Source organism: Streptomyces sp. NBC_00466 (assembly GCF_041433995.1).
In the GTDB taxonomy this organism is placed as follows: Bacteria; Actinomycetota; Actinomycetes; order Streptomycetales; family Streptomycetaceae; genus Streptomyces.
The window spans coordinates 708,087-733,555 of sequence record NZ_CP107896.1; the positions used below are offsets into that span (position 1 = coordinate 708,087).

The following is a 25,469-nucleotide window of genomic DNA, read 5'->3' on the forward strand; positions in this document are numbered from 1 at the left end:
ACCGCGCTGCCATGAGAGCGCGGTGGCGTAAGGGACCCCTTGACCGGGGTGTACCGTCCGGCGCCCCGCCCCGGTAGCGGGACGGTTGGGGGGCGGGGCGCCGGACGGGCTTCAGTGAGGCGTAATTCCCTTGCGGGGCAGGGGAATTACTTCAGACCGATCTTGTCGCACGCGGCCTTGTAGGCCGGGGTGCAGATGTCGCTGACCGTGTAGATGCCGTCCTTGATGACGGTGTCCTTGATGTTCGTCTTGGTCAGTGAGTAGACCGGGAAGATCACCGAGGGGATGTTCTTCTCGCTGGCGCTGTCGACCTTGGTCTTGACGATCGAGTCGAGCTTCTGGCCCTTGGCGAGCGCCACCGCCATCTCGGCCGCGACCGGGCCCTCACGGAGGTAGGGCTTGTAGACGCTCATGTACTGCGTACCGGCCACGATGCGCTGCACACCGGCGAGTTCGGCGTCCTGACCGGTGACCGGCGGGATCGGGCTGACACCGGCGGACTTGAGGGCGGTGATGACGCCGCCCGCCATGCCGTCGTTGGCGGAGAGGACACCGATGACGTTCTTCTTGCCGATGGCGGTGATCGCGCCCTCCATGTTGGAGTTGGCGTTCTCCGGCTTCCACTCCTTGGTGTCGTACTCCTTGCCGATGTTCACCTTGCCGTCGAGGACGGAGTGAGCGCCCTTCTTGTAGTCGGCGGCGTTCGGGTCGGTCGAGGAGCCGTTCATCATGACGATCTTGCCGGACTTGGCCTTGGAGCCGAGCGCCTTCAGCAGCGCGGTGCCCTGCGTCTTGCCGACGGTCTGGTTGTCGAAGGAGACGTACGAGTCGATCGGCCCCTCGGCGAGGCGGTCGAAGGCGACGACCGGGATGCCGGCGTCCTTGGCCTTCTTGACCGAGGCGGCTATCGACTTGGCGTCCACGGCGTCCACGATGATGGCGTCCACCTGGTTGGTGACCATGGTGTCCATCTGCTGGCTCTGCGTGTCGGCCTGCTGCTTGGCGTTGACGTAGGTGATCTTGCCCTTGCCGTGCGTCAGCTCCTTGACCTTCTTCTCGATCAGGGGCTTGTCGAACTTCTCGTACCGGGCGGTCTGGTTCTCCGGCAGGAGCAGACCGATGTTGAGGGCGTCGCCCTTCTTGGCGGAGTTCGAGGACGCCTTGTCCTTCCCGCCCGACTCCTTGGCGCTGCCACAGGCCGCGAGAGAGACAGCCATAGCGGTGACGGCCACGGCCACGGCGGCACGACGCATCTGCGTGTTCACTTCAGAAACCTCCCTGACGAGGCCGCGACATTGCGGCCGAGGTGCCTGGAGTCAACTCGGCTGCCAGGCCAGCGTCAAGGAGTAAATCCTTAACGAGATGGCAACGGTGTCATTCGTTATCTAAGTGAAGGCAGGAGTGCTGGTGGGCAGCGCTGTGTCCAAAAGACTTGAATCGCCCATTTCACTGAGGACGAGCGCCAGCGCGCCGAGCACCTCGGCCCGGGCTCCGAGCGCCCCGGGGAGCACCGACAGCTGCCGTGCCGCGCTGGGGATCGCGTACCTGCCGACCGACTCCCGGATGGGGCCGAGCACGAGCTCACCGGCCTCGGCGAGGTCCCCGCCGAGCACCACCCTGGAGGGGTTCAGGAGGTTGCAGAGGTTGGCCACGCCGCTGCCGATGTGCCGGCCGACGTCCGCGATCACCCGGCGGCAGCCCGGATCGCCCCCGCGGGCGAGCTGGACGACCCGCTCGATGGTCAGACCGGTGCCGTGGCTGGACTCCAGCAGGGGCAGGACGTACCGGGCCGCCGTGAAGGTCTCCAGGCAGCCCCGGTTGCCGCAGCGGCAGACAGGGCCCGACTCGTCGAGCGTGATGTGCCCGATCTCGCCCGCCGTGCCGCCGGGGCCCCGGTAGATCTGCCCGTCGATCACCAGGCCGGCTCCCACCCCGCTGGCGACCTTGATGTAGGCGAGGTCCCTGACCCCGCGCCCGCTCCCCCAGACCAGCTCGCCGAGGGCGCCCAGGTTGGCGTCGTTGTCGACGTACACCGGCACGCCGAGCCTGGACGCCAGCTCGTCGCTCGGGTTGATGCCGGACCACCCCGGCAGGATCGACGTGGAGCCGAGGGTGCCCGACTCGACGTCGATCGGCCCCGGCACTCCGAGCCCCACACCGACGACCTTGTCGGCGCCGATGCCGGTGGCCTCGATCAGCCGGTTGACCAGCTCCTCGGCCCGGCCGAAGCCCTCCGCGGACGAGGCGTCCACATCGAGCGGCTCGGACTCCTCGGCGAGCACCTGATGGGCGAGGTTGCCCACGGCCACCCGCAGATGCGTATGCCCGAAGTCGACCCCGATCACGATGCCGGCGGACCCGCTCAGCGAGACGCTGCGGGCCCGGCGGCCGCCGGCCGAGGTCGGGGTGACCTCCACCGTGCCGCCCTCTTTCAGCTCCCGGACGATATTGGAGACCGTGGCTGCCGAGAGCCCCGTGCTGCGGGCGATCTCCGCCTGAGTGAGCGAGCCCGCCATACGCACCGCGCGTACGACCCGCTCAAGGTTGGCCCGGTGCAGAGATGTCTGCGACCCCGGAGTCTCCATCGACTCATCCACTCCTGCCACTGGCGGACGGCACGACGGCCGTCCCCGCGCGGGGCGCGTGTGTTGAACCCCGCCCTATCTCCAACATGTGAACCCTCAGCTGACCCTTTGGCGCTCTCTCCCGTCAAGACCTTGAGCAAGACCTTGAGCAAGGGCAGACACGGATGAGCGGGCGGCCCCCGGGGTGAAACGGACGAACCGCCCGACAGCGGATGCCGTCGGGCGGTTCGGGGTGGAGATCCGTCGCGGGACCGGCGCGGGACCGGCGCCGGAGCGGAAGAGGAAGTTCTACTTCAGTGCTCCCGCGGTCAGCCCCGCGACCACCTGCCGCTGGAAGATGATGTACGCCGCGAGAACCGGCAGCATCGCCATCACCAGACCGGCGAAGAGGCCGGAGTAGTCGCCCTTGTACCCCTGGCTGGTGGCCAGTTCGACCAGGCCCTGGGCCAGCACCCGCTGCTTCGGGTCGGTGTTCAGCACCGTGGGCAGCAGGTACTGGTTCCACTGGCCCAGGAAGTTGAAGATGCCCACGCTGATCAGACCCGGCTTGGCCATCGGCAGCATCACCTGGAAGAAGGTCCGGGTGTGCGAGGCACCGTCGAGCGTCGCCGCCTCGGCCACTTCTCCCGGCAGGGTGCGGAAGAACGAGGTGAGGAAGAAGACGGTGAACGGCAGTGAGTAGGCGATGTAGACCAGGATCAGGCCCTGGGTCGTGTTCAGCAGACTCATGTTGTTCATGACGAAGAACAACGGCACCAGCGCCAGGATGATCGGGAAGCTCATCCCGCCGACGAACAAGAAGTAGATGAACCGGTTCCCGGGGAAGTCGAAGCGCGCCAGCACATAGGCCGCCATCGAGCCGAGCAGCAGCGTGCCGATGAGCGAACCGCCGACGACCACGATGGTGTGCCCGAAGTACTGGCCCATGTGCGCCTGGCCCCAGGCGCGGGACCAGTTCTCGAAGTGCAGCCGGTCGGGCAGGCTCCACGGCTTGGCGAGGATGTCGTGGTCGTTCTTGAACGAGGACATCACCGCCCACAGCAGCGGCACCACGACCAGGACCGCCCAGATGATGAGCACGCCGTGCGAGAAGACGTTGAGGGTGCCGCCGCTCTTCTGCTCCGGGGGCGCGACGGGCTTGGCCGGCGGCGCGGGCTCGCGGTCCTTGGTGAGCTCGGCCGGAGGGGTGTCAGTAGTCATCTCAGAACTCCAGCCGCTCGCGCCGGCCCAGTCGCATCACGATGGCGGCGAACACCATGGTGAGCACGAGGAGGGCGACACCGATCGTTGTCGCGTATCCGGCCGCTCCGTCGCGGAACGCCGTCTGGTAGACGAACAGCGGCAGCACGGTGGTCGATTGGGCGGGGCCGCCCGGCCCCACACTCATGATGTTCACCGCGGCGAACGCCTCGGCGCCGAGGGACAGGATGCCCATGTACACCCAGCCCGACTGCACGGTGTCCCAGAGCAGCGGCAGGGTGATCCGGAAGAAGGTCGTGACCCGGCTGGCGCCGTCCAGCAGCGCCGCCTCGTAGAAGTCCTTCGGGATGGACGCCATACCGGCCGAGAAGAGCACCACGAAGAACCCAACCTGGGACCAGACCAGGACCGCGAAGATGCACCAGAGGGCCAGCTTCGGGTCGCCGAGCCAGTCCGGCTGGATGCTGTCGAGATGGATCGCGCTCAGGGCCCCGTTGAGGATGCCCCCGTCGGGGTTGTAGATGAACCTGAAGAGCAGGGCGACGATCGCGATCGACAGCACCTGCGGGAAGAAGTACGCGATCTTGTAGAACCCCGAGCCGCGTACGCCCGCGATGGCCGCGCCCTTACGGCGGCGGCCACCGACATTCAGCATGAAGGCGAAGAACAGCGCGAGGCCGAGCGTCACCAGCGGCAGCAACAGCACGAAAAGGACGCTGTGTTCCAGGGACTTCCAGAAAGTGGAGTCGTGGAGCATCCGGCTGTAGTTGTCGAAGCCGACCATCTTGAAGTCCGGGCTCAAGCCGGTCCAGTCGGTGAACGAGTAATAGATCGACTGAATGAACGGCCATATGACGAAGACGACGTACAACGCCAGTGGGACTATCAAGAATCCCACAATGAACCGGTACTTACCTTGTTGCATGGTTACCGACCCCGATCTTCCGGCGGGTGCCGCCGCTGGTGACGCGTGCTCACTGGTGCTTGTAGTGCTTGATCGACGTGTCCTTGGCCGCCGCGTCCGCGTACTGCTGGCACTTCTTGACGGCCTCGGCCGGGGTCATGCGGCCGGCCATCATCTCGCCGAGTACGGAGACGCCGATCTGCTCCTTCTGGAGCTTCACGTACCAGTCCTGGAGGCGCGGGTTGAGTACGTTGTCACCCGCGGCCTTCAGCACGTCGAGGCCCGACTGGAGGGCCGTCGACAGCTTGAGGCCGTCGGTGCCGCCGTTGAAGGCGGACAGCGACTTGACCTTGGACGTGAAGGTCTTGGACGAGGCCTCGCTGAGCATGATGCGGAGCTGGTCCATGCCCGCCTGCGGGTTCTTGGCCTTCCGCGGCACGATGAAGGGCTCACCGCCGGAGGCCCAGAGGGTGCCGTACGGCATCTTGTCCGAGGAGTCCAGGCTGGACGGCGCGCCGACCTTCATCTGGAAGTTCTTGGGCGTGGTCTTCGCCGACTCGTTCTCCACCCAGGAGCCGTTGGGGATGAAGAGCGCCTTGCCGGCGGTCCAGGCCGTCTGGGACTGGATGTGGTCGATGCCGGGCGTGCCCTTGAGGATGTAGCCCTTCTTGAAGAGCTCGTAGTAGGCGTCGAACGCCGCCTTGACCGCCGGGTGCTTCCAGGCGTTGGGCGCCAGGTCGTCGATATCGTCGAGGACCTTGCGGCCGCCGATCTTCCCGATGAAGGGGAAGAGCGAGAACGGGATGTAGTACGGGTACTTGCCCGCGTACGTCCAGCCCGCGATGCCCTTCTTCTTCGCCTTCGCGCAGACGGCGAGCATGTCGTCCCAGGTCTTGGGGTACTCGACGCCGAGGTTGTCCAGGGCGGTCTGCGAGTACCACACGCCGTAGACGGTGTACGCGTAGTTCATGATCCAGCACGGCTGACCGTCGTACTGGCCCATCTCCACGATGCCCGGCCGCAGGGTGTCCCTGACCTTCTTGCTGGGGTCGTCGACGGACGGTGCGTCCAGCAGCGGCGTCAGGTCGGTCAGCTGGTTCTTGCCGACCAGGACACCCATGTCCATCTGCTCGGCGCCCGAGTTGTCGATCAGGTCGGGCGGGGTGCCGCCATTGAAGCGCGGCTGCAGCTCCGACTGGATCTTCTGCGTGGCCGAGAAGTTGACCTTCGACTTCGGGTGCGCCTTCGAGTACAGCGCGTTGGCGGCCCTGGCGTAGTCGGTGCCGAAGCCACCGTCGAAGACGACCATGTCGAGCGGGGCGGTCTCGTTCACGCCGAGCGGGTTACTGGCGCTCGTCTTGCCCTTTTTGACCTGCTTGTCGCCGCTGCTGTCACTGCTCGCGCAGGCAGAGAGAAAACTCATCGTCGGAACGGTGATCAGGCCGAGAGCGGCAGACCGCTTGATCAGATCACGACGGCCGAGGCCCTCATTGGTGCGGGCGGAGGTGGATCCCATGCTCAAGTCCTCGCCTTCTACAGGACTCAGGCGGTGTACCGGTCGCCCGTTGAGAATTCGCCTCAGGCGAAGGGCCCCGCCACCGCGGTCAGTTGACGCTGGGGGTTGCACTGGCTGCAGGAGGGAAAGCTGGGAATGCGGCCGCGGTGCCGTGAAGCCCCCCGCCCCGATCCCCGCCCCCCTGGCCCGCCGCCAAAGACACGGCTAGGCGGACGTCGACAGGTATAGTCCACTTCCCTTCGACTGGGCAAGATCGAATGCAGGTTTGAACGTCAGTCTTTCCCGAGTTGAGACCTCACAGACATCTGGTGCACTCCGCCCACCGAGTGACACCCTCTCGTGAGAGCGCGTCCAATTCTTCCGCCCGCGCGTCGTCAACACCCTTGACTCAGATGTCACTTACCTTCCTACTGGACCTTGCGTGTCAGAGTGACAACGTTGTCCAAAGCATTCAGGCGAGAGGAAAAACCCTCATGCAGACCAGACCTCGGCACAGGGCCGGCCCGGCCGCCGCCCTGGTGGCGGCCGCTTTTGTGCTCGTCGTGGCGGGGCAGGGCGCGGCCGTCGCCCAACCCGCCCAACCCCATGTAGGGGACAAGGGGTTCAGCTCCTCGTTCGAAGCGGGCCAGCCACAGCCGGACTGGCGCAATACCGTTGAAGTAGGCCCGGACGGCCATAAACGCGCATCCGGCATCGATGGCACCATCAATGCGGGAATACCAGGCAATGTCACGGACCATGTCGTCACTCTGCGCGCCAGTGACGAGAACGCTGGAAGCGGTGAGGGCAAGGGCAGCCTCATCGATATCAATCCGGACACCAAGTGGCTGGCATTCCACCCCACGGCATGGGTGGAGTTCGATCTCGACGAGGCGGTCAAGCTCAAGACGTACGCCATGACGTCCGCCAACGACCACGACGAGCGCGACCCGAAGGACTGGACCCTCCAGGGCTCCACCGACGGCAAGGACTGGAAGACCCTCGACACCCAGCAGGGCCAGGACTTCGACAAGCGGTTCCAGACGAAGTCGTACGACATCGCGGGCGCGGACACCGCGTACGCGCACTACCGCCTCGACATCACCGCCAACCACGGGGCGACCGACGCGGTGCAGCTCGCCGACGTCCAGTTCTCGAACGGCGACACGAGCACGCCCCCGCCGTCGGACATGGTGACCCGGGTGGACAGCGGACCCACCTCGTCGCCGACCGCCAAGACGGGCGCCGGGTTCACCGGCATCAGGTCACTGCGGTACGAGGGCACGCAGAAGGGCACCGGCCGCGCGTACTCGTACAATAAGGTCTTCGACGTCAACACCACGATCAGCCGGAACACCGAGCTGTCGTACAAGGTCTTCCCGGAGATGGGCAAGACCGACCTGAACTACCCGTCCACCCATGTGGCGGTCGACCTCGCCTTCACGGACGGCACCTATCTGAGCGATCTGAAGGCCACCGACTCCAACGGCGGGCTGCTGACGCCGCAGGGGCAGGGGGCCGCCGAGCGGCTGTACGTCAACCAGTGGAACGCCGTCTCGGCGGACATCGGGACGGTCGCCGCGGGCAAGACCGTCGACCGGATCCTGGTGGCGTACGACTCCCCCAAGGGCCCGGCGACGTTCCGGGGCTGGATCGACGACATCTCGCTGGCCGCCAAGAAGGCGGAGAAGCCTTCCGCGCACCTATCGGACTACGCCCTCACCACCCGGGGCACCAATTCGAGCGGCTCCTACTCGCGCGGCAACAACTTCCCGGCGACCGCCGTCCCGAATGGCTTCAACTTCTGGACACCGGTCACCGACGCGGGCTCCACCAGCTGGCTCTACAACTACGCGAACGGCAACAACGCCGACAATCTGCCCACTCTCCAGGCCTTCAGCGCCAGCCATGAGCCGAGCCCCTGGATGGGCGACCGGCAGACCTTCCAGGTGATGCCGTCGGTGGACTCCGGCACCCCGGACGCCTCCCGGACCAAGCGCGCCCTCCCCTTCAAGCACCAGAACGAGGTCGCGAAGCCCGACTACTACGGGGTCACCTTCGAGAACGGCCTCAAGGCCGAGATGACGCCGACCGACCATGCGGCCATGATGCGGTTCACCTACCCCGGTGACAACGCAAGCATGATCTTCGACAACATCTCCAACGCAGGCGGTCTCACCCTCGATCCGAAGACCGGCACCTTCAGCGGCTACTCGGACGTCAAGAGCGGCGGCTCCACCGGCGCCACCCGGATGTTCGTGTACGGCGTCGCCGACACCCCGGTCACGGCGAGCTCGAAGCTCACCGGCGGGGGCGGCGACAACGTCACCGGCTACATGCGCTTCAAGCCGGGCAAGAACCGCACGGTCACCCTGCGCATCGCCACCTCGCTCATCGGCGTGGACCAGGCGAAGGCCAACCTCGCCCAGGAGCTCCCCGCGTCGTCGACCTTCGCGGGGACCGAGGCGAAGGCCCGCTCCCAATGGGACGCGATCCTCGGCAAGATCGAGGTGCAGGGCGCCACGCACGACCAGCTGACCTCGCTCTACTCCTCCATGTACCGGCTGTACCTGTACCCGAACTCGGGCTCGGAGAAGGTCGGTTCGAAGACGGAGTACGCAAGCCCATTCTCGGCCAAGGCCGGGGACAACACCCCGACCCACACCGGCGCCAACATCGTGAACGGCTCGGTGTACGTCAACAACGGCTTCTGGGACACCTACCGGACGACCTGGCCCGCGTACTCCTTCCTCACCCCGAAGAAGGCGGGGAAGCTGGTCGACGGCTTCGTCCAGCAGTACAAGGACGGCGGCTGGATGTCCCGCTGGTCGTCCCCCGGCTACGCGGACCTGATGACCGGCACCAGCTCCGACGTGGCGTTCGCGGACGCCTACGTCAAGGGCGTGAAGTTCGACGCGAAGACGGCGTACGAGGCAGCTGTGAAGAACGCCACGGTCGTCCCGCCCAGCTCGGGCGTCGGCCGCAAGGGCATGGACACCTCTCCCTTCACGGGCTACGCCTCCACCGCGACCAACGAGGGCATGTCGTGGTCCATGGAGGGCTACGTCAACGACTACGGCATCGCCCGGATGGGCCAGGCGCTCTACAAGAAGACCCACGAGGCCCGTTACAAGGAGGAGTCGGAGTACTTCCTCAACCGGGCGCAGAACTACGTCAAGCTGTTCGACCCCGAGATCGGCTTCTTCCAGGGCAGGACCCCGGACGGCAGCTGGCGGCTCCCGGCCTCCTCGTACGACCCGAAGGTCTGGGGTTACGACTACACCGAGACCGACGGCTGGGGGTACGCCTTCACCGCTCCGCAGGACTCGCGCGGTCTGGCCAACCTCTACGGCGGCCAGGCGGGTCTGGCGAAGAAGCTGGACACCTACTTCGCTACACCGCAGACGGCGGGCCCCGAGACCACCGGCTCGTACGGCGGTGTCATCCACGAGATGATCGAGGCGCGCGACGTGCGGATGGGCCAGTACGGCCACAGCAACCAGCCCGCCCACCATGTCACCTACATGTACGACGCGGCCGGCCAGCCCTGGAAGGCGCAGGAGAAGATCCGCTCCGTGCTCAGCAGGCTGTACGTGGGCAGTGACATCGGCCAGGGCTACCTCGGCGACGAGGACAACGGCGAGCAGTCGGCCTGGTACATCTTCTCGTCGCTCGGCTTCTACCCCCTGGTGATGGGCAGCGGCGAATTCGCCGTCGGCTCACCGCAGTTCACCAAGGCCACCGTGCACCTGGACAACGGCAGGGACCTGGTGGTCAAGGCTCCGCAGAACAGCGCCAAGAACATCTACGTCCAGGGCCTCAAGGTGAACGGCAAGGCGTGGAACTCCACCGCGCTGCCCAACGATGTTCTGCAGCGCGGCGGCACCCTGGACTTCGCCATGGGTCCCCAGCCGTCGAAGTGGGGCACCGGGAAGAACGCGGCCCCGGTCTCGATCGCCAAGGACGACAAGGTGCCGTCGCCGCGCGAGGACGCCACGAGCGGTCCCGGTGCGCTCATCGACAACACGTCGAAGACGGACGCCTCGTTCACCTCGGCCGACCTCCCTGTGAAGTCGGCGACGCGGACCGTGCAGTACACCCTCACCTCGTCGGACCGGACCAAGGCCCCGACCGGGTGGAAGCTGGAGGGGTCCACCGACGGCACGACGTGGACCACGCTGGACCAGCGCTCGGGTGAGTCGTTCGGTTACGACAAGCAGACCCGGGTCTTCTCGGTGGCCCACCCCGGCACGTACCAGAAGTACCGCCTGGTGAGCACCGGGACGGCGACGCTGGCGGAGGTGGAGCTGCTGTCCTGACCGGCGGGTGACCGACCGTACGGAGTGAACTGCTGGGGCGGGGCCTGGACTTCCGGGCCCCGCCCCTCGGTCCGTACAGAGCCCCTGTCACCGCTCCGGGCTCTGGAAACATCCGCGGCGATGCCGTATTAGTAGTGTCGGCAAACAAATTGGCCGGGGCGGCAGTCCGCGGCCACCCGGACCCTCGTCGACAAGAGGCTGAACATGCCGGACCGCTTCACCCCCACCCCCGCTGACAGGTTCACCTTCGGTCTGTGGACCGTCGGCTGGAAGGGCAACGACCCCTTCGGCGACCCGACCCGCCCCGCCCTGGACCCCGTCGAGTCCGTGGAGCGCCTGGCCGGACTGGGCGCGCACGGTGTGACCTTCCACGACGACGACCTGATCCCGTTCGGCGCGTCGGAGAGCGAGCGTTCGGCGCTCGTCGCGCGTTTCAAGGATGCGCTGGACCGCACGGGTCTCACGGTCCCGATGGCCACGACGAACCTGTTCACGCACCCCGTCTTCAAGGACGGCGGCTTCACGTCCAACGACCGCGACGTGCGCCGCTTCGCGCTGCGGAAGGTCATCCGCAACATCGATCTGGCCGTGGAGCTGGGCGCGCGGACCTATGTGGCCTGGGGCGGCCGTGAGGGCGCCGAGTCCGGGGCCGCCAAGGACGTCCGGGTGGCGCTCGACCGGATGAAGGAGGCGTTCGACCTGCTCGGCGAGTACGTCGTGGACCAGGGGTACGACCTGCGCTTCGCCATCGAGCCCAAGCCGAACGAGCCGCGCGGCGACATCCTGCTGCCCACCGTCGGCCACGCCCTGGCGTTCATCGAGCGGCTGGAGCGCCCGGAGATGTACGGCGTGAACCCGGAGGTGGGCCACGAGCAGATGGCCGGGCTGAACTTCACCCACTCCATCGCTCAGGCGATCTGGGCGGGCAAGCTCTTCCACATCGACCTCAACGGCCAGTCGGGCATCAAGTACGACCAGGACCTGCGCTTCGGAGCGGGCGACCTCCGCCAGGCGTTCTGGCTGGTCGACCTCCTGGAGAGCGCCGGTTACACCGGACCGCGCCACTTCGACTTCAAGCCGGTCCGCACCGACGGGTTCGACGGAGTCTGGGAGTCGGCGAAGAACTGTATGCGCAACTACCTGATCCTCAAGGAGCGCGCGCTGGCGTTCCGTGCCGACCCGGCCGTGCAGGAGGCGCTGGCCGCCTCGCGCCTGGACGAGCTGTCGGTACCCACAGCGGCCGACGGGGTCAAGGGCCTGCTGGCGGACCGCTCCGCGTACGAGGAGTTCGACACCGGTGCGGCCGCGGAGCGCAGCATGGCCTTCGAGGCGCTCGACCAGCTGGCCATGGAGCACCTGCTCGGCGTCCGCTGAGCCGCGCGCACGGAGAAAGGGCCGTACCCCCGCCGTGTTCAGCGGGGGTACGGCCCTTCGCGGCCTCGCGGCCCGTCCGCCCTACTTGCGGATCAGGTTGCGCAGCACGTACTGCATGATGCCGCCGTTGCGGTAGTAGTCCGCCTCACCGGGGGTGTCGATGCGGACGACCGCGTCGAACTCCACGCCGGTGTCGGTGGTGACCTTGACCGTGCGGGGCGTGGTGCCGTTGTTCAGCTCGGTCACACCGGTGAAGGAGAAGGTCTCCTGGCCGGTCAGACCGAGCGACTCGGCGGTCTTGCCCTCCGGGAACTGGAGCGGCAGGACGCCCATGCCGATGAGGTTCGAGCGGTGGATGCGCTCGTACGACTCGGCGATGACGGTCTTGACGCCGAGCAGCGCGGTGCCCTTGGCGGCCCAGTCGCGGGACGATCCGGAGCCGTACTCCTTGCCCGCCAGGACGGTCAGCGGGATGCCGGCGGCCTGGTAGTTCTGGGAGGCGTCGTAGATGAACGACACCGGCCCGTCCTCCTGGGTGAAGTCGCGGGTGTAGCCGCCCTCGGTGCCCGGCGCGATCTGGTTGCGCAGGCGGATGTTGGCGAAGGTGCCGCGGATCATGACCTCGTGGTTACCGCGGCGCGAGCCGTAGGAGTTGAAGTCGCGGCGCTCGACGCCGTGCTCCGTGAGGTACTTGCCGGCCGGGGTGTCGGCCTTGATCGCGCTGGCCGGGGAGATGTGGTCGGTGGTGACCGAGTCGCCCAGCTTGGCGAGGACCCGGGCGCCGGTGATGTCCTCGACCGGGGTGGTCTCCATCGTCATGCCCTCGAAGTACGGGGGCTTACGGACGTAGGTGGACTCGGGGTCCCACTCGAAGGTGTTGCCGGTCGGGATCGACAGCGCCTGCCACTGGGCGTCACCCGCGAAGACGTCCAGGTAGGACTTGTTGAACATGTCCTCGCCGATGGTGTTCGCCACCACGTCGTTGACCTCGGCCTCGGTGGGCCAGATGTCCTTGAGGTAGACCGGCTTGCCGTCCTGGTCGGTGCCCAGCGAGTCCTTGGTGATGTCCACCTTCATGGAGCCCGCGATGGCGTACGCGACGACCAGCGGCGGGGACGCCAGGTAGTTCATCTTGACGTCGGGGTTGATGCGCCCCTCGAAGTTGCGGTTGCCCGAGAGCACCGACGTCACGGCCAGGTCGTGGTCGTTGACGGCCTTCGAGACCTCCTCGGGCAGCGGGCCCGAGTTGCCGATGCAGGTGGTGCAGCCGTAGCCGACGAGGTTGAAGCCGACCTTGTCGAGGTACGGGGTGAGCCCGGCCTTGTCGAAGTAGTCGGTGACGACCTTCGAGCCCGGGGCGAGGGTGGTCTTGACCCAGGGCTTGCGGGTCAGGCCCTTCTCCACGGCCTTCTTCGCGACGAGCGCGGCGGCGACCATGACGTACGGGTTCGAGGTGTTGGTGCAGGAGGTGATCGCGGCGACGGTGACGGCGCCGTGGTCGATCTCGTACGTCGAGCCGTCGGGGGCCGTGACGGTGGTCGGACGGCTCGGCACGCCGTTGTGGGTGGCCGGGGCGTCGGAGGCCGGGAAGGACTCCTTGCCGGACTCCTCGTCCTCGGAGACGTAGTTGCGGACGTCCTGCGCGAACTGCGCCTTGGCGTTGGCGAGGACGATGCGGTCCTGCGGGCGCTTCGGGCCGGCGATGGAGGGGACGACCGTGGCGAGGTCGAGCTCCAGCTTCTCGGAGAAGTCGGGCTCGGCGGCCGGGTCGAGCCAGAGGCCCTGCTCCTTGGAGTACGCCTCGACGAGCGCGACCTGCTTCTCGTCGCGGCCGGTCAGGCGCAGGTAGTTCAGCGTCTCGGCGTCGATCGGGAAGATCGCGGCGGTGGAGCCGAACTCCGGCGACATGTTGCCGATGGTGGCGCGGTTCGCGAGCGAGGTGGCGGCGACGCCCTCACCGTAGAACTCGACGAACTTGCCGACGACGCCGTGCTTGCGCAGCATCTCGGTGATCGTGAGGACCAGGTCGGTGGCGGTGGTGCCGGGGTTCAGCTCGCCGGTCAGCTTGAAGCCGACGACGCGCGGGATGAGCATCGACACCGGCTGGCCCAGCATCGCGGCCTCGGCCTCGATACCGCCGACGCCCCAGCCCAGCACACCCAGGCCGTTGACCATGGTGGTGTGCGAGTCGGTGCCGACGAGGGTGTCGGGGTACGCCTGGCCGTTGCGGACCATGACGGTGCGGGCCAGGTGCTCGATGTTCACCTGGTGGACGATGCCGGTGCCCGGGGGGACGACCTTGAACTCGTCGAACGCGGTCTGGCCCCAGCGCAGGAACTGGTAGCGCTCCTTGTTGCGGCCGTACTCCAGCTCGACGTTCTGCGCGAAGGAGTCCGACGTACCGAACTTGTCGGCGATGACGGAGTGGTCGATGACCAGCTCGGCCGGGGCGAGCGGGTTGATCTGCGCCGCGTCACCGCCGAGCTCCTTGACGGCCTCGCGCATGGTGGCGAGGTCGACGACGCAGGGAACGCCGGTGAAGTCCTGCATGATCACGCGGGCCGGCGTGAACTGGATCTCCTGGCTCGGCTGGGCCTGCGAGTCCCAGCCGCCGAGCGCCCGGATGTGGTCGGCGGTGATGTTCGCGCCGTCCTCGGTACGCAGCAGGTTCTCCAGCAGCACCTTCAGGCTGTAAGGGAGGCGCGCGGAGCCCTCGACCTTGTCCAGCTTGAAGATCTCGTACGACTCGTCGCCCACGCGCAGCGTGCTGCGGGCGTCGAAGCTGTTCGCCGACACGACAGTCTCCTTCATCAAAGTGCGCGTTCTACCGTCGCCGCGCCTCATGAGCGCCGGCGCCGCGTGGTGCCGCCTGCGGCTGCTCGGCCATCCACTACAGTGAGGATTAGTTAGGTAACCCTTACCGAGCGATGACCGCGATGCGCCTCGGCAGATATCTCGATGTCGAGATAACTCTAGTACACGTCCGCGCGGAGGTCATGTGGGGCCGCCCCCTGACCGCTCTCATCCACGTGAGGCGTCTGACAGCGGAGCCAGTCGTTCCGGCTTCCTTGCCGGCGAACCCAGTCAGCGTGCACCAGCCGCAGGCCGGCGGACGGAGGCCGGTGTCACCCGGGGGACGCGCCGTCATCGTGCGCGAAGAGGCTCACCACGACCTGCCCCCTCCTGCTGCCCACAGGTCGCCCCGGGACCGGTGAAAGTCCCGTACGCCGCGCCCTGCCGCGTGATCGAATAGGGGATGAAGTCATTCTGGACCGGCACACGGGTACGTCTGCGCGGCATCGAGCCCGACGACTGGACCGCCTTCATGCGCTTCGCGGAGGACGAGGAGCGGCTGGGAGATCTGCTGCAGCCTCCCCGTTCCGCCGAGGGCTTCCGCGCCTGGGCGAAGGAGCAGGCCGCCGCCAGTCCGGACGGCGACCGCTTCCAGTTGGCGGTCGAAGCCGTCGAGACAGGGGAAATAGTCGGTGCGGTCGGCTCGCACCAGGCTGATTCATCCGCGGGCTGGTTCGAGTACGGCGTCACGATCGGCGCCGATCACCGGCGCAAGGGCTACGCGGCGGAGGCCGTGGTGATGCTGCTGCGTTTCATGTTCGCCGAGCGGCGCTATCACAAGTGCGGAGCGCGGATCTTCGCGCACAACGAAGCTTCGCTGGCACTCCAGCGCCGGCTCGGCTTCGTCGAGGAAGGCCGCCTCCGCGATCAGGTGTTCTTCGACGGCCGGCACCACGATGTCGTCATGATGGGCATCCTCGCGGACGAGTTCGCCTCGATGAACGAACGCTGATCGCCGGCCCCGGTCCAGGGCCGGCTGCCGCGCCCGGCCTCCGGCCCTGCTCGATTGCATCCTCTTCGTTCTCCTCCTCAATCTCTCCTGCCTTCCCGGCGCGGTCGGACAGTGATCACACGGGTCGGGTCTGTGCTTCGGACTGTTCGAGCAGGGCGGCGACGCTGATCAGCAGGCCCTCGCCGTGGCGCGGGGCGACGAGCTGGACGGCGACGGGCAGCCGGTCGGGGGTGAGGCCGGCCGGGATGCTGATGGCGGGGTTGCCGGTGTCGTTGAAGACGGAGGTGTAGGCCACGGGGAGGGTGCGGTCACGGAGGGCTGTGTCGAGGTCGGGACCCTCGGCGGGCCATGCGGTCGTCGGTGTGGTCGGCATGAGCAGCACGTCGTAGCGGGTGAAGACGTCGGCGGACCACTGATCGAGGAGTGCGCGGTGGGTCCAGTAGCGGGCGTGGTCGTCCGTGGTGAGGGCGCGTGACTGGTCCAGGGCGTCGGCGATCCACGGCTCGAAGTCCGCACGCCGGGCAGTGAAGGTGTCGAGGTGGGCCATGAGCCGGGCGTGGGCCAGGACCTGCTGACGCAGCCGCAGCGCCATCGGGAAGTTCTCGGCATCCGGCAGCGCGATGTCCTCGGGGGTGACCTGGTGGCCGTGGTGGCGCAGCGTGTCGGCCGCGTGGTCGACGGCCCGGCGGATCGCCGGTTGCGGCTCGGCGACTCCGAGGGTGTGCAGGACACCGACGCGCAGGCGCGGGACGGCCCGGTCGGCGCACTGGAGGTAGGAGAGGCCGGGCGCGGGAAGCGAGAACGGGTCGGCGGGGTGGTGGCCCGCGGCGAGGTCGAGGTGGAGCGCTGCGTCGCGGACGGTGCGGGTCATGCTGCTGAGGACCGTGTTGCGGGGCCAGTTGGGGAAGCGGGACGGTCCTTGCGGGATACGGCCGCGCGTCGGTTTGAGGCCGACCGCTCCGCAGAGCGCGGCGGGGACGCGGGTGGAGCCGCCGCCGTCGCCGCCGGTGGCCAGGGCGACGAACCCGGCGGCCACCGCCGCTGCGGAGCCGCCGCTGGAACCGCCGGGCGAGAGCTCCGGGTTCCACGGGTTGCGGCTGATGCCGAAGGCGTCGTTCGCCGTGTGGATCCCGGCGCCCAGCGGAGGCATGTTGGTCTTGCCGATGATGATCGCTCCGGCCGCCCGCAGCCGGGCCACGTGCACGGTGTCGCGGGTGGCGGGCGGGGCGTCGCGGAAGGCGCTGGTGCCATGACTGGTGGGGAAGCCGATGGCGTCCTCGTTGTCCTTGACGAGGATCGGCAGCCCGGTGAGGGGGCCGGGTTCCTGATCGCCCTGGGCGAGGCGTCCGGTCGCCTCGGCGGCTTCGGCCAGGGCCCGCTCGGGGTCCAGGCGGACCACTGAGTTGAGGTCGCTGTCGAGCCGCTCGATCCGCTCCAGGGTGTGGCGCATCAGCTCGGTGGGCGACAGCTCGCGGCGGTGCATCAGATCGAGGAGAGCGGTCGCGGAGGCGTACGACAGGTCGGTTGCTGGGGTGGGGGTGTTCACGGGGCGGGGTGCTCCTCGGTAGCGATGGCGGGGAAGGAAACGGGAGGGGTGGCGGTTCCTGTGTCCTCCAGGCTCAGCCCGGTGGTGCGCGGGCCGAAGGCGATGGCGACGATGCCGCCGACGAGACTCAGGACGGCCAGGAAGACGAAGACGGCGGTGTAGCCGAGCCCGGCGAAGATGGCGGCGACCAGCGACGGGGCACCGAAGTTGACGAGACGGGAGACCGCGTTGGCCGTGCCGGAGCCGAGGGCGCGGATCCGGGTGGGGAAGACCTCGGCCGAGTAGACTTGGAGGAAGGGGACGGCCATCTGGAAGAGCAGGCTGATGACGCTGCCCAGCACGAGGACGGCCGCCGTCGTGCGGGCCACTGCGAACAGGAGCAGTGTGCCCGCGGAGAGGAAGCCGAGGACGAGCTGGGTCACGCGGCGGTCCCACCGGTCGATCAGCGGGACCGCGACGAGTGCGCCGAGCGGTGCGGCGGTGGCCAGGACGGCGGACAGCAGAAGCGTGTCGTCCAGGCTGAGACCGTTCTCCGAAAGGAGCGTGGGCGTCCAGGTGTTGAAGGCCGAGTAGGCCAGCAGGCCGGCCACCCACATGGTCGTGACCGTCAGGAAGACGCGGCGGTCCGCGCCTTTCAGCAGGTCGGACGGGCGGGCCCGGCGCGCAGGCGCGGGGACGTCCGGTGTTGCCCCGGCGGGCGGGGGCGAGCCCGGCTGCACTGCGCACCGGCGCTCCACGGAGCGGACGATCTCCTCTGCCTGTTCCGTCTGTCCGCGCGAGACGAGCCAGCGGGGGCTCTCCGGCACCCAGCGATGGACCAGCCAGCCGAACACGATGCCGAACAGCCCGAGCGCGAAGACCAGACGCCAGCCCCAGCTCCACTGCGGCACGAGGAAGTAGCCCGACCAGGCGGCGACGGGGATACCGAGCGAGGCGACGACCACCTTGTACGTCTGCAGCCGCCCGCGTACGGCTGCCGGGACGAACTCGGAGAGGACGACGATCGCGACGACTGCCATGCCCTGGGCCCCGAATTGCGTGGCGAACCGGGCGATCACGAGTTGCCAGGGACTCTGTACGAGGACGCACAGGACGGCGGCCGCGCAGTAGACGGTGACGCAGCCCAGCATCGTGCGCCGGCGGCCGATCCGGTCGGCCAGAAAGCCGCCGAGTACGCCGCCGGCGAAGGCGCCGAGGGAACTGACGCCCACGATCACGGCGACGACGGACAGGGACAGGCCCCACTGGTCGCGCAGCGCGGGCGCGACGAAGGCGAACGAATACGTCTCGACCCACTCGAAGAGGATCATCCCGGCCAGTGCGAGGACCAGCCTGCGGTGGAACGGGCTGAGCGGGAGCCGGTCGAGCCGCCGGCCGAGGGCGGCGGCATGGTCGGTAGGGGTGGCGCTCATGTGTGCGGGCCTCCGGGTTGGCACGGCGCGGCGGGGGCGGTGTCAGATGACGCCGTCGGCGTGGAGGTCCGCGACCTCCTGCGAGCTCAGGCCGAGCAGTCCCTCGTAGATCTCGGTGTTGTGCTCGCCGAGTGCCGGTCCTGTCGTACGGATCTGCCCGGGGGTCTCGGACAGGCGCGGAATGGGTGCCGCCATGGGGAGCCGCCCGAAGTCCGGGTCGTCGACGGTGGTGATGGTGCCGCGCTCCAGGTAGTGCGGGTCGGCGGCGATGTCGGCGATGTTCATCAGCGGGGAGGCGGGGATGCCCGCGCTGTTGAGGAGTCCGGTGAGCTCGTCGGCGGTGTGGCGGGCGACCCAGTCGGCGATGGTGGTGTACAGGCTCTCGGCGTTCTCCGCCCGCGCGGCCCGCGTCGCGTACTGCGGCAGGCCGGGCAGTTCGGGGCGCTCCATCAGCGCCGCGAGCTTGCGGAACAGCGGGTTCGTGCCCGCGTGCAGGGAGATCCGCCGCTTGTCGGAGGTGGTGAAGTCGCTGGCGGGGACGATCTTCGGATTGCGGTTGCCGAGCCGCTCGCGAACGCGGCCGGTGGTGGCGTACGAGGTCAGCGCGTCCTCCGACGCACGGAACCCGGCCTCGTACAGCGCGAGGTCGATGACCTGGCCGCCGCCGCCCGCCGTGTCACGGTGGTAGAGCGCGGTGACCACGGAGAAGGCGCCGAGGTAGGCGGCCATGTAGTCGATGGTGGAGTATCCGCTGCGGACCGGCTCCCGGTCCGGATCGCCGGTCACATACGTCAGTCCCGCGAAGGCGCTGGCTATCCGGTCGAAGGAGCCGCGGTCGCTGTACGGGCCGGTCAGCCCGTACCCGGTGACATAGACCAGGATCGCGTCCGGCGCGATGGCACGCAGCGAGTCCGGGTCGAGGCCCCATGAGCTCAGCGTGGACGGGCGGTAGTTGGTGATCACCACATCGAAGAGCGGGACGAGGGAGCGCACCAGTCCCTGACCGTGCGGGGTCCGCAGATCCAGCGTGACCGACTTCTTGTTGCGCGCCTCCTGCGCCCAGTACGGGGAGCGTTCACCGGTCGCCGTGCCCCGGGTGAAATCTCCGTGCCGGGGCTCCTCGACCTTGACGACCTCTGCGCCGAAATCGCCCAGGAAGGTGGCGGTGACGGGGGCCGCGAGGACCGTCGAGAGATCGAGGACGCGGATACCGTCCAGGGGAAGTGCCGGTTTCGGCGGGTTCGGCGGGCTCATCGGTTTCGGCGGGTTCAGCATGCGGTGGCGCCCTTCACGCAGTACTAACGTTTCGTTATTAACGAAACGTTCTTAGCGAGACCATAGGCTGGTCACCGACGACGGGCAAGACCCTTGCGGAGGCGGGAACCGAATGAACGGCGAGAGCGGCAAACGAGCACAGAGCGCCGCTGACGAGGCGGACAAGCCCCGGCGCAGACGCCGCAGCCGCCAGGAGACGGAGGCCGACCTCCTCGCGGCGGCCCGCCGCCTGCTTCAGCGCGACGGGGTGCTCGCGGGCGTCAATCTGCGGGAGATCGCCACGGAGGCGGGCGTCAATCACGGCCAGATCTACCAGTACTTCGGCACCCGCCAGGCCCTGCTACGCGCCTCCGTCGCCGACCTGGTGGAGCGCCGGACGGCCGGGCAGCACGGACACTGGGACCTTCCGTTCGCCGAGCGCCGGAGGATGATGTTCCGCCACCGTCTCTCCGACCCCGAACTGGTCAAGCTGGAATCGCTGCTGGCACTCGACGGCGACGAGGACTTCCATCCCCTGCCCCGCTTCACCCAGACTCGCCGCAGCCTCGAACGCGACCAGGAACAGGGCGCCCTGCCCGCCGAAGCCGACGCGGTCATGGCCCATGTGATGACGGCGGCGGCACAGATGGGCTACGTCATCTTCCGTGAAGCCTATGCCCGCGACACCGGCATCCCCCTGGCCGAACTGGATGAACGGGCGGAACAGGTCTACGCGTTGATGGTGACGGCACTCACTCGCGTGGCGTCGGACGACAACGGATCCGGGGACGGAACCGAGGACGGACCCGGGGGCAAACGTGGAGACGGACCCGGGGACGAAGCGACCTGAGCTTCACCCGGCCGCCCGGGTCAACCGCAGCGGTCAGCCGCCGCGCCCGCGCCGACGACGGGACAGGGCGCCTCACCCGCTCACGCAAGCATCCAGGGGCCTCTTCGGCCGAGGCGCAGCAGTACGCCAACTCGCCACCAGGGCGGCCCACTCCGTCGGTGGGCGAAGGCGACAGGCCGCGGACAAACCGGCAGGGCAGGTCCTCCTGTGCGGCGGCGGCCCAGCTCTCCCCGCGTCGCTGGCGCAGGGAGAGCGGCGGGCAGCTCTACCGCTCCTTACGGGTTGGTCTCGGGGTGGGCGGCGCGGGACCGTACGCCGGTTGAGGTGTGGTCATGCCGGGGTGCGGTCATGTCGAGCAGGAGCACGGCGTCATGGTCGGGGGTGCCGGGTTCGGCGGTGTAGACGCCGATGCGCCGGCCGGGGGTGCCCTCCACCTGCAGGGACTGGGACGTGAGCGTGACCATGCCGACCTGGGGGTGGTGGAACGTCTTCTGCGCCGGCTTGCGTCCGGTCACCTCGTAACGCTCCCAGAGACCTGCGAAGTCGGGGCTTTTGAGGAGGAGTTCGCCGACCAGGTTGGTCAGGTCGGGGGCGTCGGGTGCCGTACCGGCCATGGCCCGCAACCGGGCGACGCAGCCGGTGATCTGCCGGTCCCAGTCGTGGAAGAGGTCGCGGGCGGCGGGGTGGAGGAAGAGGTAGCGGGCGAGGTTGCGCTGCTTGACCGGCCGGTCCTCAAGCCCGTAGTAGAGGGCGAGGCCGCCCGGATTCCAGGCCAGCATGTCCATGCTGCGGCTGATGACGTAGGCCGGGTTCGGGCGCAGCGATTCCAGCAGCAGTTCGAGGTGGGGGCCCACGGTGCGGCTGGGGGCGGGCGGCGGCTCGGGGGCGTAGCGGGCAGCGCGGGCGGCGAGCTCGCGCAGGTGCTGGTGTTGCTGGTCGTCCAGGTGCAGGGCGCGGGCGAGGGCGTCGAGGACGGAGGGGCTGGGGCGGGTCTCCTTGCCGCGTTCCAGCCGTACGTAGTAGTCGATGCTGATGCCGGCGAGGGTGGCCAGTTCCTCTCGGCGCAGGCCCGGGGTGCGGCGTACTCCGGCACCGATGGTCAGGCCGACGTGCTCGGGTCTGGTCTGGGTCCGGCGGGCGCGCAGGAAGCGGCCCAGCTCGGCGCCCTCGCTGTTCGCGCTGTTGCCGGAATCGGTGCCGTCGGATGCCATGCCTTCAGTCTCACACCGTACTGACCTGCGGCGCAGACCCGAGAGGGGCCCTGTCGTTACCCCCGAAGAACCCGCCCTGCCACATCCGTCCGATCCGGGCGAAGGTGATTGCACAAGACACCGGCAGGCCAGCCATCGCGGCCCGTGGCCGACGTCGCCGGCAGGCGCGACGACCGCGGGCAGGTGAGAGCGGAGCTGCCGGGTATGCCACGGACCGGAGACAGCGAATGCGTGCAGCAGTGATGTACGGGGCCGGAGACGTCCGCGTCGAGGACCGTCCCGACCCGAAGATCGTCCAGCCCACCGACGCCGTCGTGCGCACCCTCGCGTCGTGCGTGTGCGGCAGCGACCTGTGGCCCTACCGGTCCATGCCGGCCACCGGCACGGGACGCCCGATGGGGCACGAGTTCCTCGGCATCGTCGAGGAGACCGGTGCCGACGTGCGCCGCCTCAGGGCGGGCGACCTGGTCGTCGCCCCGTTCACGTACAGCGACAACACCTGCGACTACTGCGCCAAGGGCCTGCACATCTCCTGCCGGCACGGCGGCCGCTACGGCCTGGACGGCGTCGACGGTGGCCAGGGCGAGGCGGTGCGAGTCCCGCACTCCGACGGCACTCTGGTCAGGCTGCCCGTCGCGGCCGACTCGGCCCTGCTGCCCTCGCTGCTGGCCTTGTCGGACGTGATGACGACCGGCCACCACGGTGCCGTCACCGCCGGTGTCGCTACCGGGGACACGGTTCTGGTCATCGGGGACGGCGCGGTCGGCCTGTGCGCGGTGGCCGCCGCCGAGCGGCTGGGGGCCGAACGCATCCTCGTCATGGGCCGCCACACCGCCCGTACCGACCTGGGCCGTGAGTTCGGCGCCACCGACGTGATCGCCGAGCGCGGCGATGAGGGCATCGCCCGGGTCCGCGACCTGACCGGCGGCGTGCAGAGGGTCATCGAGGCGGTCGGCACCCGCCAGAGCCTGAACGCCGCCCTCGGCGCGGTCCTCGACGGCGGCACGATCAGCCGGCTCGGAGTCCCGCAGTACGAGGAAGGCCCCATCGGCCCGTCCGCCTTCATGCGGAATATCACGCTCACCGGCGGCGCCAGCCCTGCCCGCGCCTACATCGAGCAGCTACTGCCCGACGTCCTGGACGGCACCATCACACCCGGCCGCGTCTTCGACCGCAGCTTCCCGCTCGACGGGACCCCGGACGCCTACCGGGCCATGGCCGACCGGCAGGTACTCAAAGCCCTCATCACCCTCTGACCCCCACACCCACCCCCTCACCCACACCCACACTCTCAGGAAAGGGGTCGGCCTCCATGCGGTACGTGCCCCTGCACAACGGTGTTGAGCAGCAACGTTCCCCGCGAGGAGCTGTTCGTCACCCACAAGCTGTGGGTCCCACGGTGGCGCGCGCCCCTCCCGCGTGAGAGCTGAGACGGCACCCGTCGCCCCACCCGTCACTCCAATGGCCTACCCGGAAGAGTCGGCATCTCATATGTGAGATAGCGTCTGCTGCATGGCAGATGACTACCTCGTACGCATCGGCAAGCTCATCCGTGTCGCCCGTCAGCACCGGGGCTGGACACAGACTCAGCTGGCCGATGCGCTCGCCACGAGCCAGAGTGCCGTGAACCGCATCGAGCGCGGAAACCAGAACATCAGCCTTGAGATGATCGCCCGGATCGGCGAAGCTCTCGACAGCGAGATCGTTTCGCTGGGCTACGCCGGACCGATGCATCTGCGGGTGGTCGGCGGACGCCGGCTCTCCGGCGCGATCGACGTCAAGACGAGCAAGAACGCCTGTGTGGCGCTGCTCTGCGCCTCGTTGCTGAACAAGGGGCGGACGGTGCTGCGCAGAGTCGCACGCATCGAGGAGGTGTACCGCCTGCTAGAGGTGCTCAACTCCATCGGCGTGCGCACCCGTTGGATCAACGACGGCAAGGACCTGGAGATCGCCCCTGGCGCCGACGTGGACATGGCCGCCATCGACGCATCGGCCGCTCGCCGCACCCGCTCGATCATCATGTTCCTCGGCCCGCTGCTGCACCGCCTGGACAACTTCAAGCTGCCGTACGCGGGCGGCTGCGACCTGGGCACCCGCACCATCGAGCCCCACATGATCGCGCTGCGCCGCTTCGGTCTTGAGATCACGGCGACGGAGGGGCTCTACCACGCACAGGTGGAGCGGGGCGCCACCCCCGACCGCCCGATCGTGCTGACCGAGCGCGGCGACACCGTCACCGAGAACGCGCTGCTCGCGGCCGCGCGCAGCACCGGCGTGACCGTCATCCGCAACGCGTCCTCCAACTACATGGTCCAGGACCTGTGTTTCTTCCTGGAGGCGCTGGGCGTACGGGTGGACGGCGTGGGCACGACGACGCTGACCGTCCACGGGGTGCCGGACATCGACGTGGATGTCGACTACTCCCCCTCCGAGGACCCGGTCGAGGCGATGAGCCTGCTGGCCGCCGCCGTCGTGACGGAGTCGGAGCTGACGATCCGCCGGGTCCCCGTCGAGTTCATGGAGATCGAGCTCGCGGTACTGGAGGAGATGGGCCTCGACCACGACCGCAGCGCCGAGTACGCGGCCGACAACGGCCGGACCCGGCTGGTGGACCTGACCGTACGGCCCTCCAAGCTCGAAGCCCCGATCGACAAGATCCACCCGATGCCCTTCCCGGGGCTCAACATCGACAACGTGCCGTTCTTCGCGGCCATCGCGGCGGTCGCGCAAGGCCAGACCCTGATCCACGACTGGGTCTACGACAACCGCGCGATCTATCTGACGGACCTCAACCGGCTGGGCGGCAGGCTGCAACTCCTCGACCCGCACCGGGTACTGGTGGAAGGCCCGACCCGCTGGCGCGCCGCGGAGATGATGTGCCCGCCGGCGCTGCGTCCGGCGGTGGTCGTACTGCTGGCGATGATGGCTGCCGAGGGCACGTCGGTGCTGCGCAACGTGTACGTGATCAACCGCGGATACGAGGAGCTGGCGGAACGCCTCAACTCCGTGGGCGCACAGATCGAGATCTTCCGCGACATCTGACGGGCGGGAATTTGTGCCCCTTGGACCCAAGGGGCACAACACCTCAACATGCCAACTGAACTGCGAATACTCACCTTCACAGCCCTTCACTGATCACTGTCGCTTTTCAGTACCTTGTGCAACGCACGTGCAAGATGATCTTGAATGGCTGACAGGGCGTCAAAGATACCTGAGTAACCGTCAGTCTTCACGGAGGGTTGTCGCCGAAGTGGCCTCGCAACATCCGATGCCTGTCGGGTCACGCCGACCGGGTCTGGGCGACGAGGTGAACCGCCATCTGCCCGACGGCTCCGGCCTCGCGACGCAGCCCGGGGTCCGACCGCGCATCCAAGTCCTCCGGCTGACCCCTTCGCCACGCAGAAGAGGACCCGCACCACGCGGGCGCGTCCTCTGTCGTAGACGGGCGCCGTGTCACGGCCTGAGCCTGCGCCCACCCCGTGGGAGCACCCGCTGCGACGTCCGGGCCGACGAG

Annotated in this window: 16 protein-coding genes; 6 read left to right on the plus strand and 10 right to left on the minus strand. The window is 68.3% G+C overall.

Annotation, left to right across the window (positions count from 1 at the left end; all coding sequences use genetic code 11):
• Positions 1 to 146 precede the first annotated feature (146 nt).
• The 5 genes from OG210_RS03160 to ngcE all read right to left on the minus strand — a co-directional run bounded on the left by OG210_RS03160 (position 147) and on the right by ngcE (position 6,205).
• Positions 147 to 1,253, minus strand: coding sequence for a sugar ABC transporter substrate-binding protein (locus OG210_RS03160; protein ID WP_328335642.1), 1,107 nt, complete (start codon positions 1,251 to 1,253; stop codon positions 147 to 149).
• A 132-nt stretch (positions 1,254 to 1,385) separates the two neighbouring features.
• On the minus strand, positions 1,386 to 2,585 hold the full coding sequence (locus tag OG210_RS03165; protein ID WP_328332612.1) for an ROK family transcriptional regulator: 1,200 nt from the start codon (positions 2,583 to 2,585) through the stop codon (positions 1,386 to 1,388).
• 288 nt (positions 2,586 to 2,873) lie between these two features.
• Positions 2,874 to 3,785, minus strand: coding sequence for a carbohydrate ABC transporter permease (locus OG210_RS03170; protein ID WP_328332611.1), 912 nt, complete (start codon positions 3,783 to 3,785; stop codon positions 2,874 to 2,876).
• A gap of 1 nt (position 3,786) precedes the next feature.
• Positions 3,787 to 4,710, minus strand: coding sequence for a sugar ABC transporter permease (locus OG210_RS03175; RefSeq protein ID WP_328332609.1), 924 nt, complete (start codon positions 4,708 to 4,710; stop codon positions 3,787 to 3,789).
• Between the two features lie 49 nt (positions 4,711 to 4,759).
• On the minus strand, positions 4,760 to 6,205 hold the full coding sequence (gene ngcE, locus OG210_RS03180; protein WP_371534935.1) for an N-acetylglucosamine/diacetylchitobiose ABC transporter substrate-binding protein: 1,446 nt from the start codon (positions 6,203 to 6,205) through the stop codon (positions 4,760 to 4,762).
• A 473-nt stretch (positions 6,206 to 6,678) separates the two neighbouring features.
• Here ngcE and OG210_RS03185 point away from each other — a divergent pair, with 473 nt between their 5' ends.
• Both OG210_RS03185 and xylA read left to right on the plus strand, forming a co-directional pair.
• Positions 6,679 to 10,503, plus strand: a complete 3,825-nt coding sequence (locus OG210_RS03185) for a GH92 family glycosyl hydrolase (RefSeq protein WP_328332605.1) — start codon at positions 6,679 to 6,681, stop codon at positions 10,501 to 10,503.
• Positions 10,504 to 10,707: 204 nt separating this feature from the next.
• A complete protein-coding gene (xylA, locus tag OG210_RS03190) occupies positions 10,708 to 11,877 on the plus strand; it encodes a xylose isomerase (protein WP_328332603.1) in 1,170 nt (389 codons plus the stop codon).
• An 81-nt stretch (positions 11,878 to 11,958) separates the two neighbouring features.
• Here the strand turns inward: xylA and acnA are convergent, their stop codons facing one another.
• Positions 11,959 to 14,673 carry an aconitate hydratase AcnA gene (gene acnA, locus OG210_RS03195; protein WP_328332601.1) on the minus strand — a complete coding sequence of 905 codons (2,715 nt, stop codon included), beginning with the start codon at positions 14,671 to 14,673 and terminating at the stop codon, positions 11,959 to 11,961.
• A 460-nt stretch (positions 14,674 to 15,133) separates the two neighbouring features.
• Here acnA and OG210_RS03200 point away from each other — a divergent pair, with 460 nt between their 5' ends.
• Positions 15,134 to 15,682 (plus strand): GNAT family protein, encoded by a 549-nt coding sequence (locus OG210_RS03200; RefSeq protein ID WP_328332599.1) that lies wholly within the window; start codon positions 15,134 to 15,136, stop codon positions 15,680 to 15,682.
• 115 nt (positions 15,683 to 15,797) lie between these two features.
• Here the strand turns inward: OG210_RS03200 and OG210_RS03205 are convergent, their stop codons facing one another.
• Genes OG210_RS03205 through OG210_RS03215 form a run of 3 tightly spaced genes read right to left on the minus strand, consistent with a single transcriptional unit; the run spans position 15,798 to position 19,915 of the window.
• Complete coding sequence (locus OG210_RS03205) at positions 15,798 to 17,228, minus strand: amidase (protein WP_371534936.1); 1,431 nt, start codon at positions 17,226 to 17,228, stop codon at positions 15,798 to 15,800.
• A complete protein-coding gene (locus tag OG210_RS03210; protein WP_371534937.1) occupies positions 17,225 to 18,640 on the minus strand; it encodes an MFS transporter in 1,416 nt (471 codons plus the stop codon). Before OG210_RS03210 ends, OG210_RS03205 begins: the two co-directional genes overlap by 4 nt.
• 42 nt (positions 18,641 to 18,682) lie before the next feature.
• The gene (locus OG210_RS03215; RefSeq protein WP_371534938.1) at positions 18,683 to 19,915 is read right to left on the minus strand and encodes a CaiB/BaiF CoA transferase family protein; all 1,233 of its coding nucleotides are present in this window, start codon (positions 19,913 to 19,915) and stop codon (positions 18,683 to 18,685) included.
• A 112-nt stretch (positions 19,916 to 20,027) separates the two neighbouring features.
• On the opposite strand from OG210_RS03215, the gene OG210_RS03220 reads away from it, so the two are divergent.
• Positions 20,028 to 20,744, plus strand: coding sequence for a TetR/AcrR family transcriptional regulator (locus OG210_RS03220; RefSeq protein ID WP_371534939.1), 717 nt, complete (start codon positions 20,028 to 20,030; stop codon positions 20,742 to 20,744).
• Between the two features lie 275 nt (positions 20,745 to 21,019).
• Here OG210_RS03220 and OG210_RS03225 read toward each other — a convergent pair whose 3' ends face one another.
• Positions 21,020 to 21,955 carry a helix-turn-helix transcriptional regulator gene (locus OG210_RS03225; RefSeq protein WP_371534940.1) on the minus strand — a complete coding sequence of 312 codons (936 nt, stop codon included), beginning with the start codon at positions 21,953 to 21,955 and terminating at the stop codon, positions 21,020 to 21,022.
• A gap of 227 nt (positions 21,956 to 22,182) precedes the next feature.
• Here OG210_RS03225 and OG210_RS03230 point away from each other — a divergent pair, with 227 nt between their 5' ends.
• Complete coding sequence (locus OG210_RS03230) at positions 22,183 to 23,211, plus strand: zinc-binding dehydrogenase (protein ID WP_371534941.1); 1,029 nt, start codon at positions 22,183 to 22,185, stop codon at positions 23,209 to 23,211.
• Positions 23,212 to 23,467: 256 nt separating this feature from the next.
• Complete coding sequence (locus tag OG210_RS03235) at positions 23,468 to 24,997, plus strand: UDP-N-acetylglucosamine 1-carboxyvinyltransferase (RefSeq protein ID WP_328332585.1); 1,530 nt, start codon at positions 23,468 to 23,470, stop codon at positions 24,995 to 24,997.
• The last annotated feature ends 472 nt before the right edge of the window (positions 24,998 to 25,469 follow it).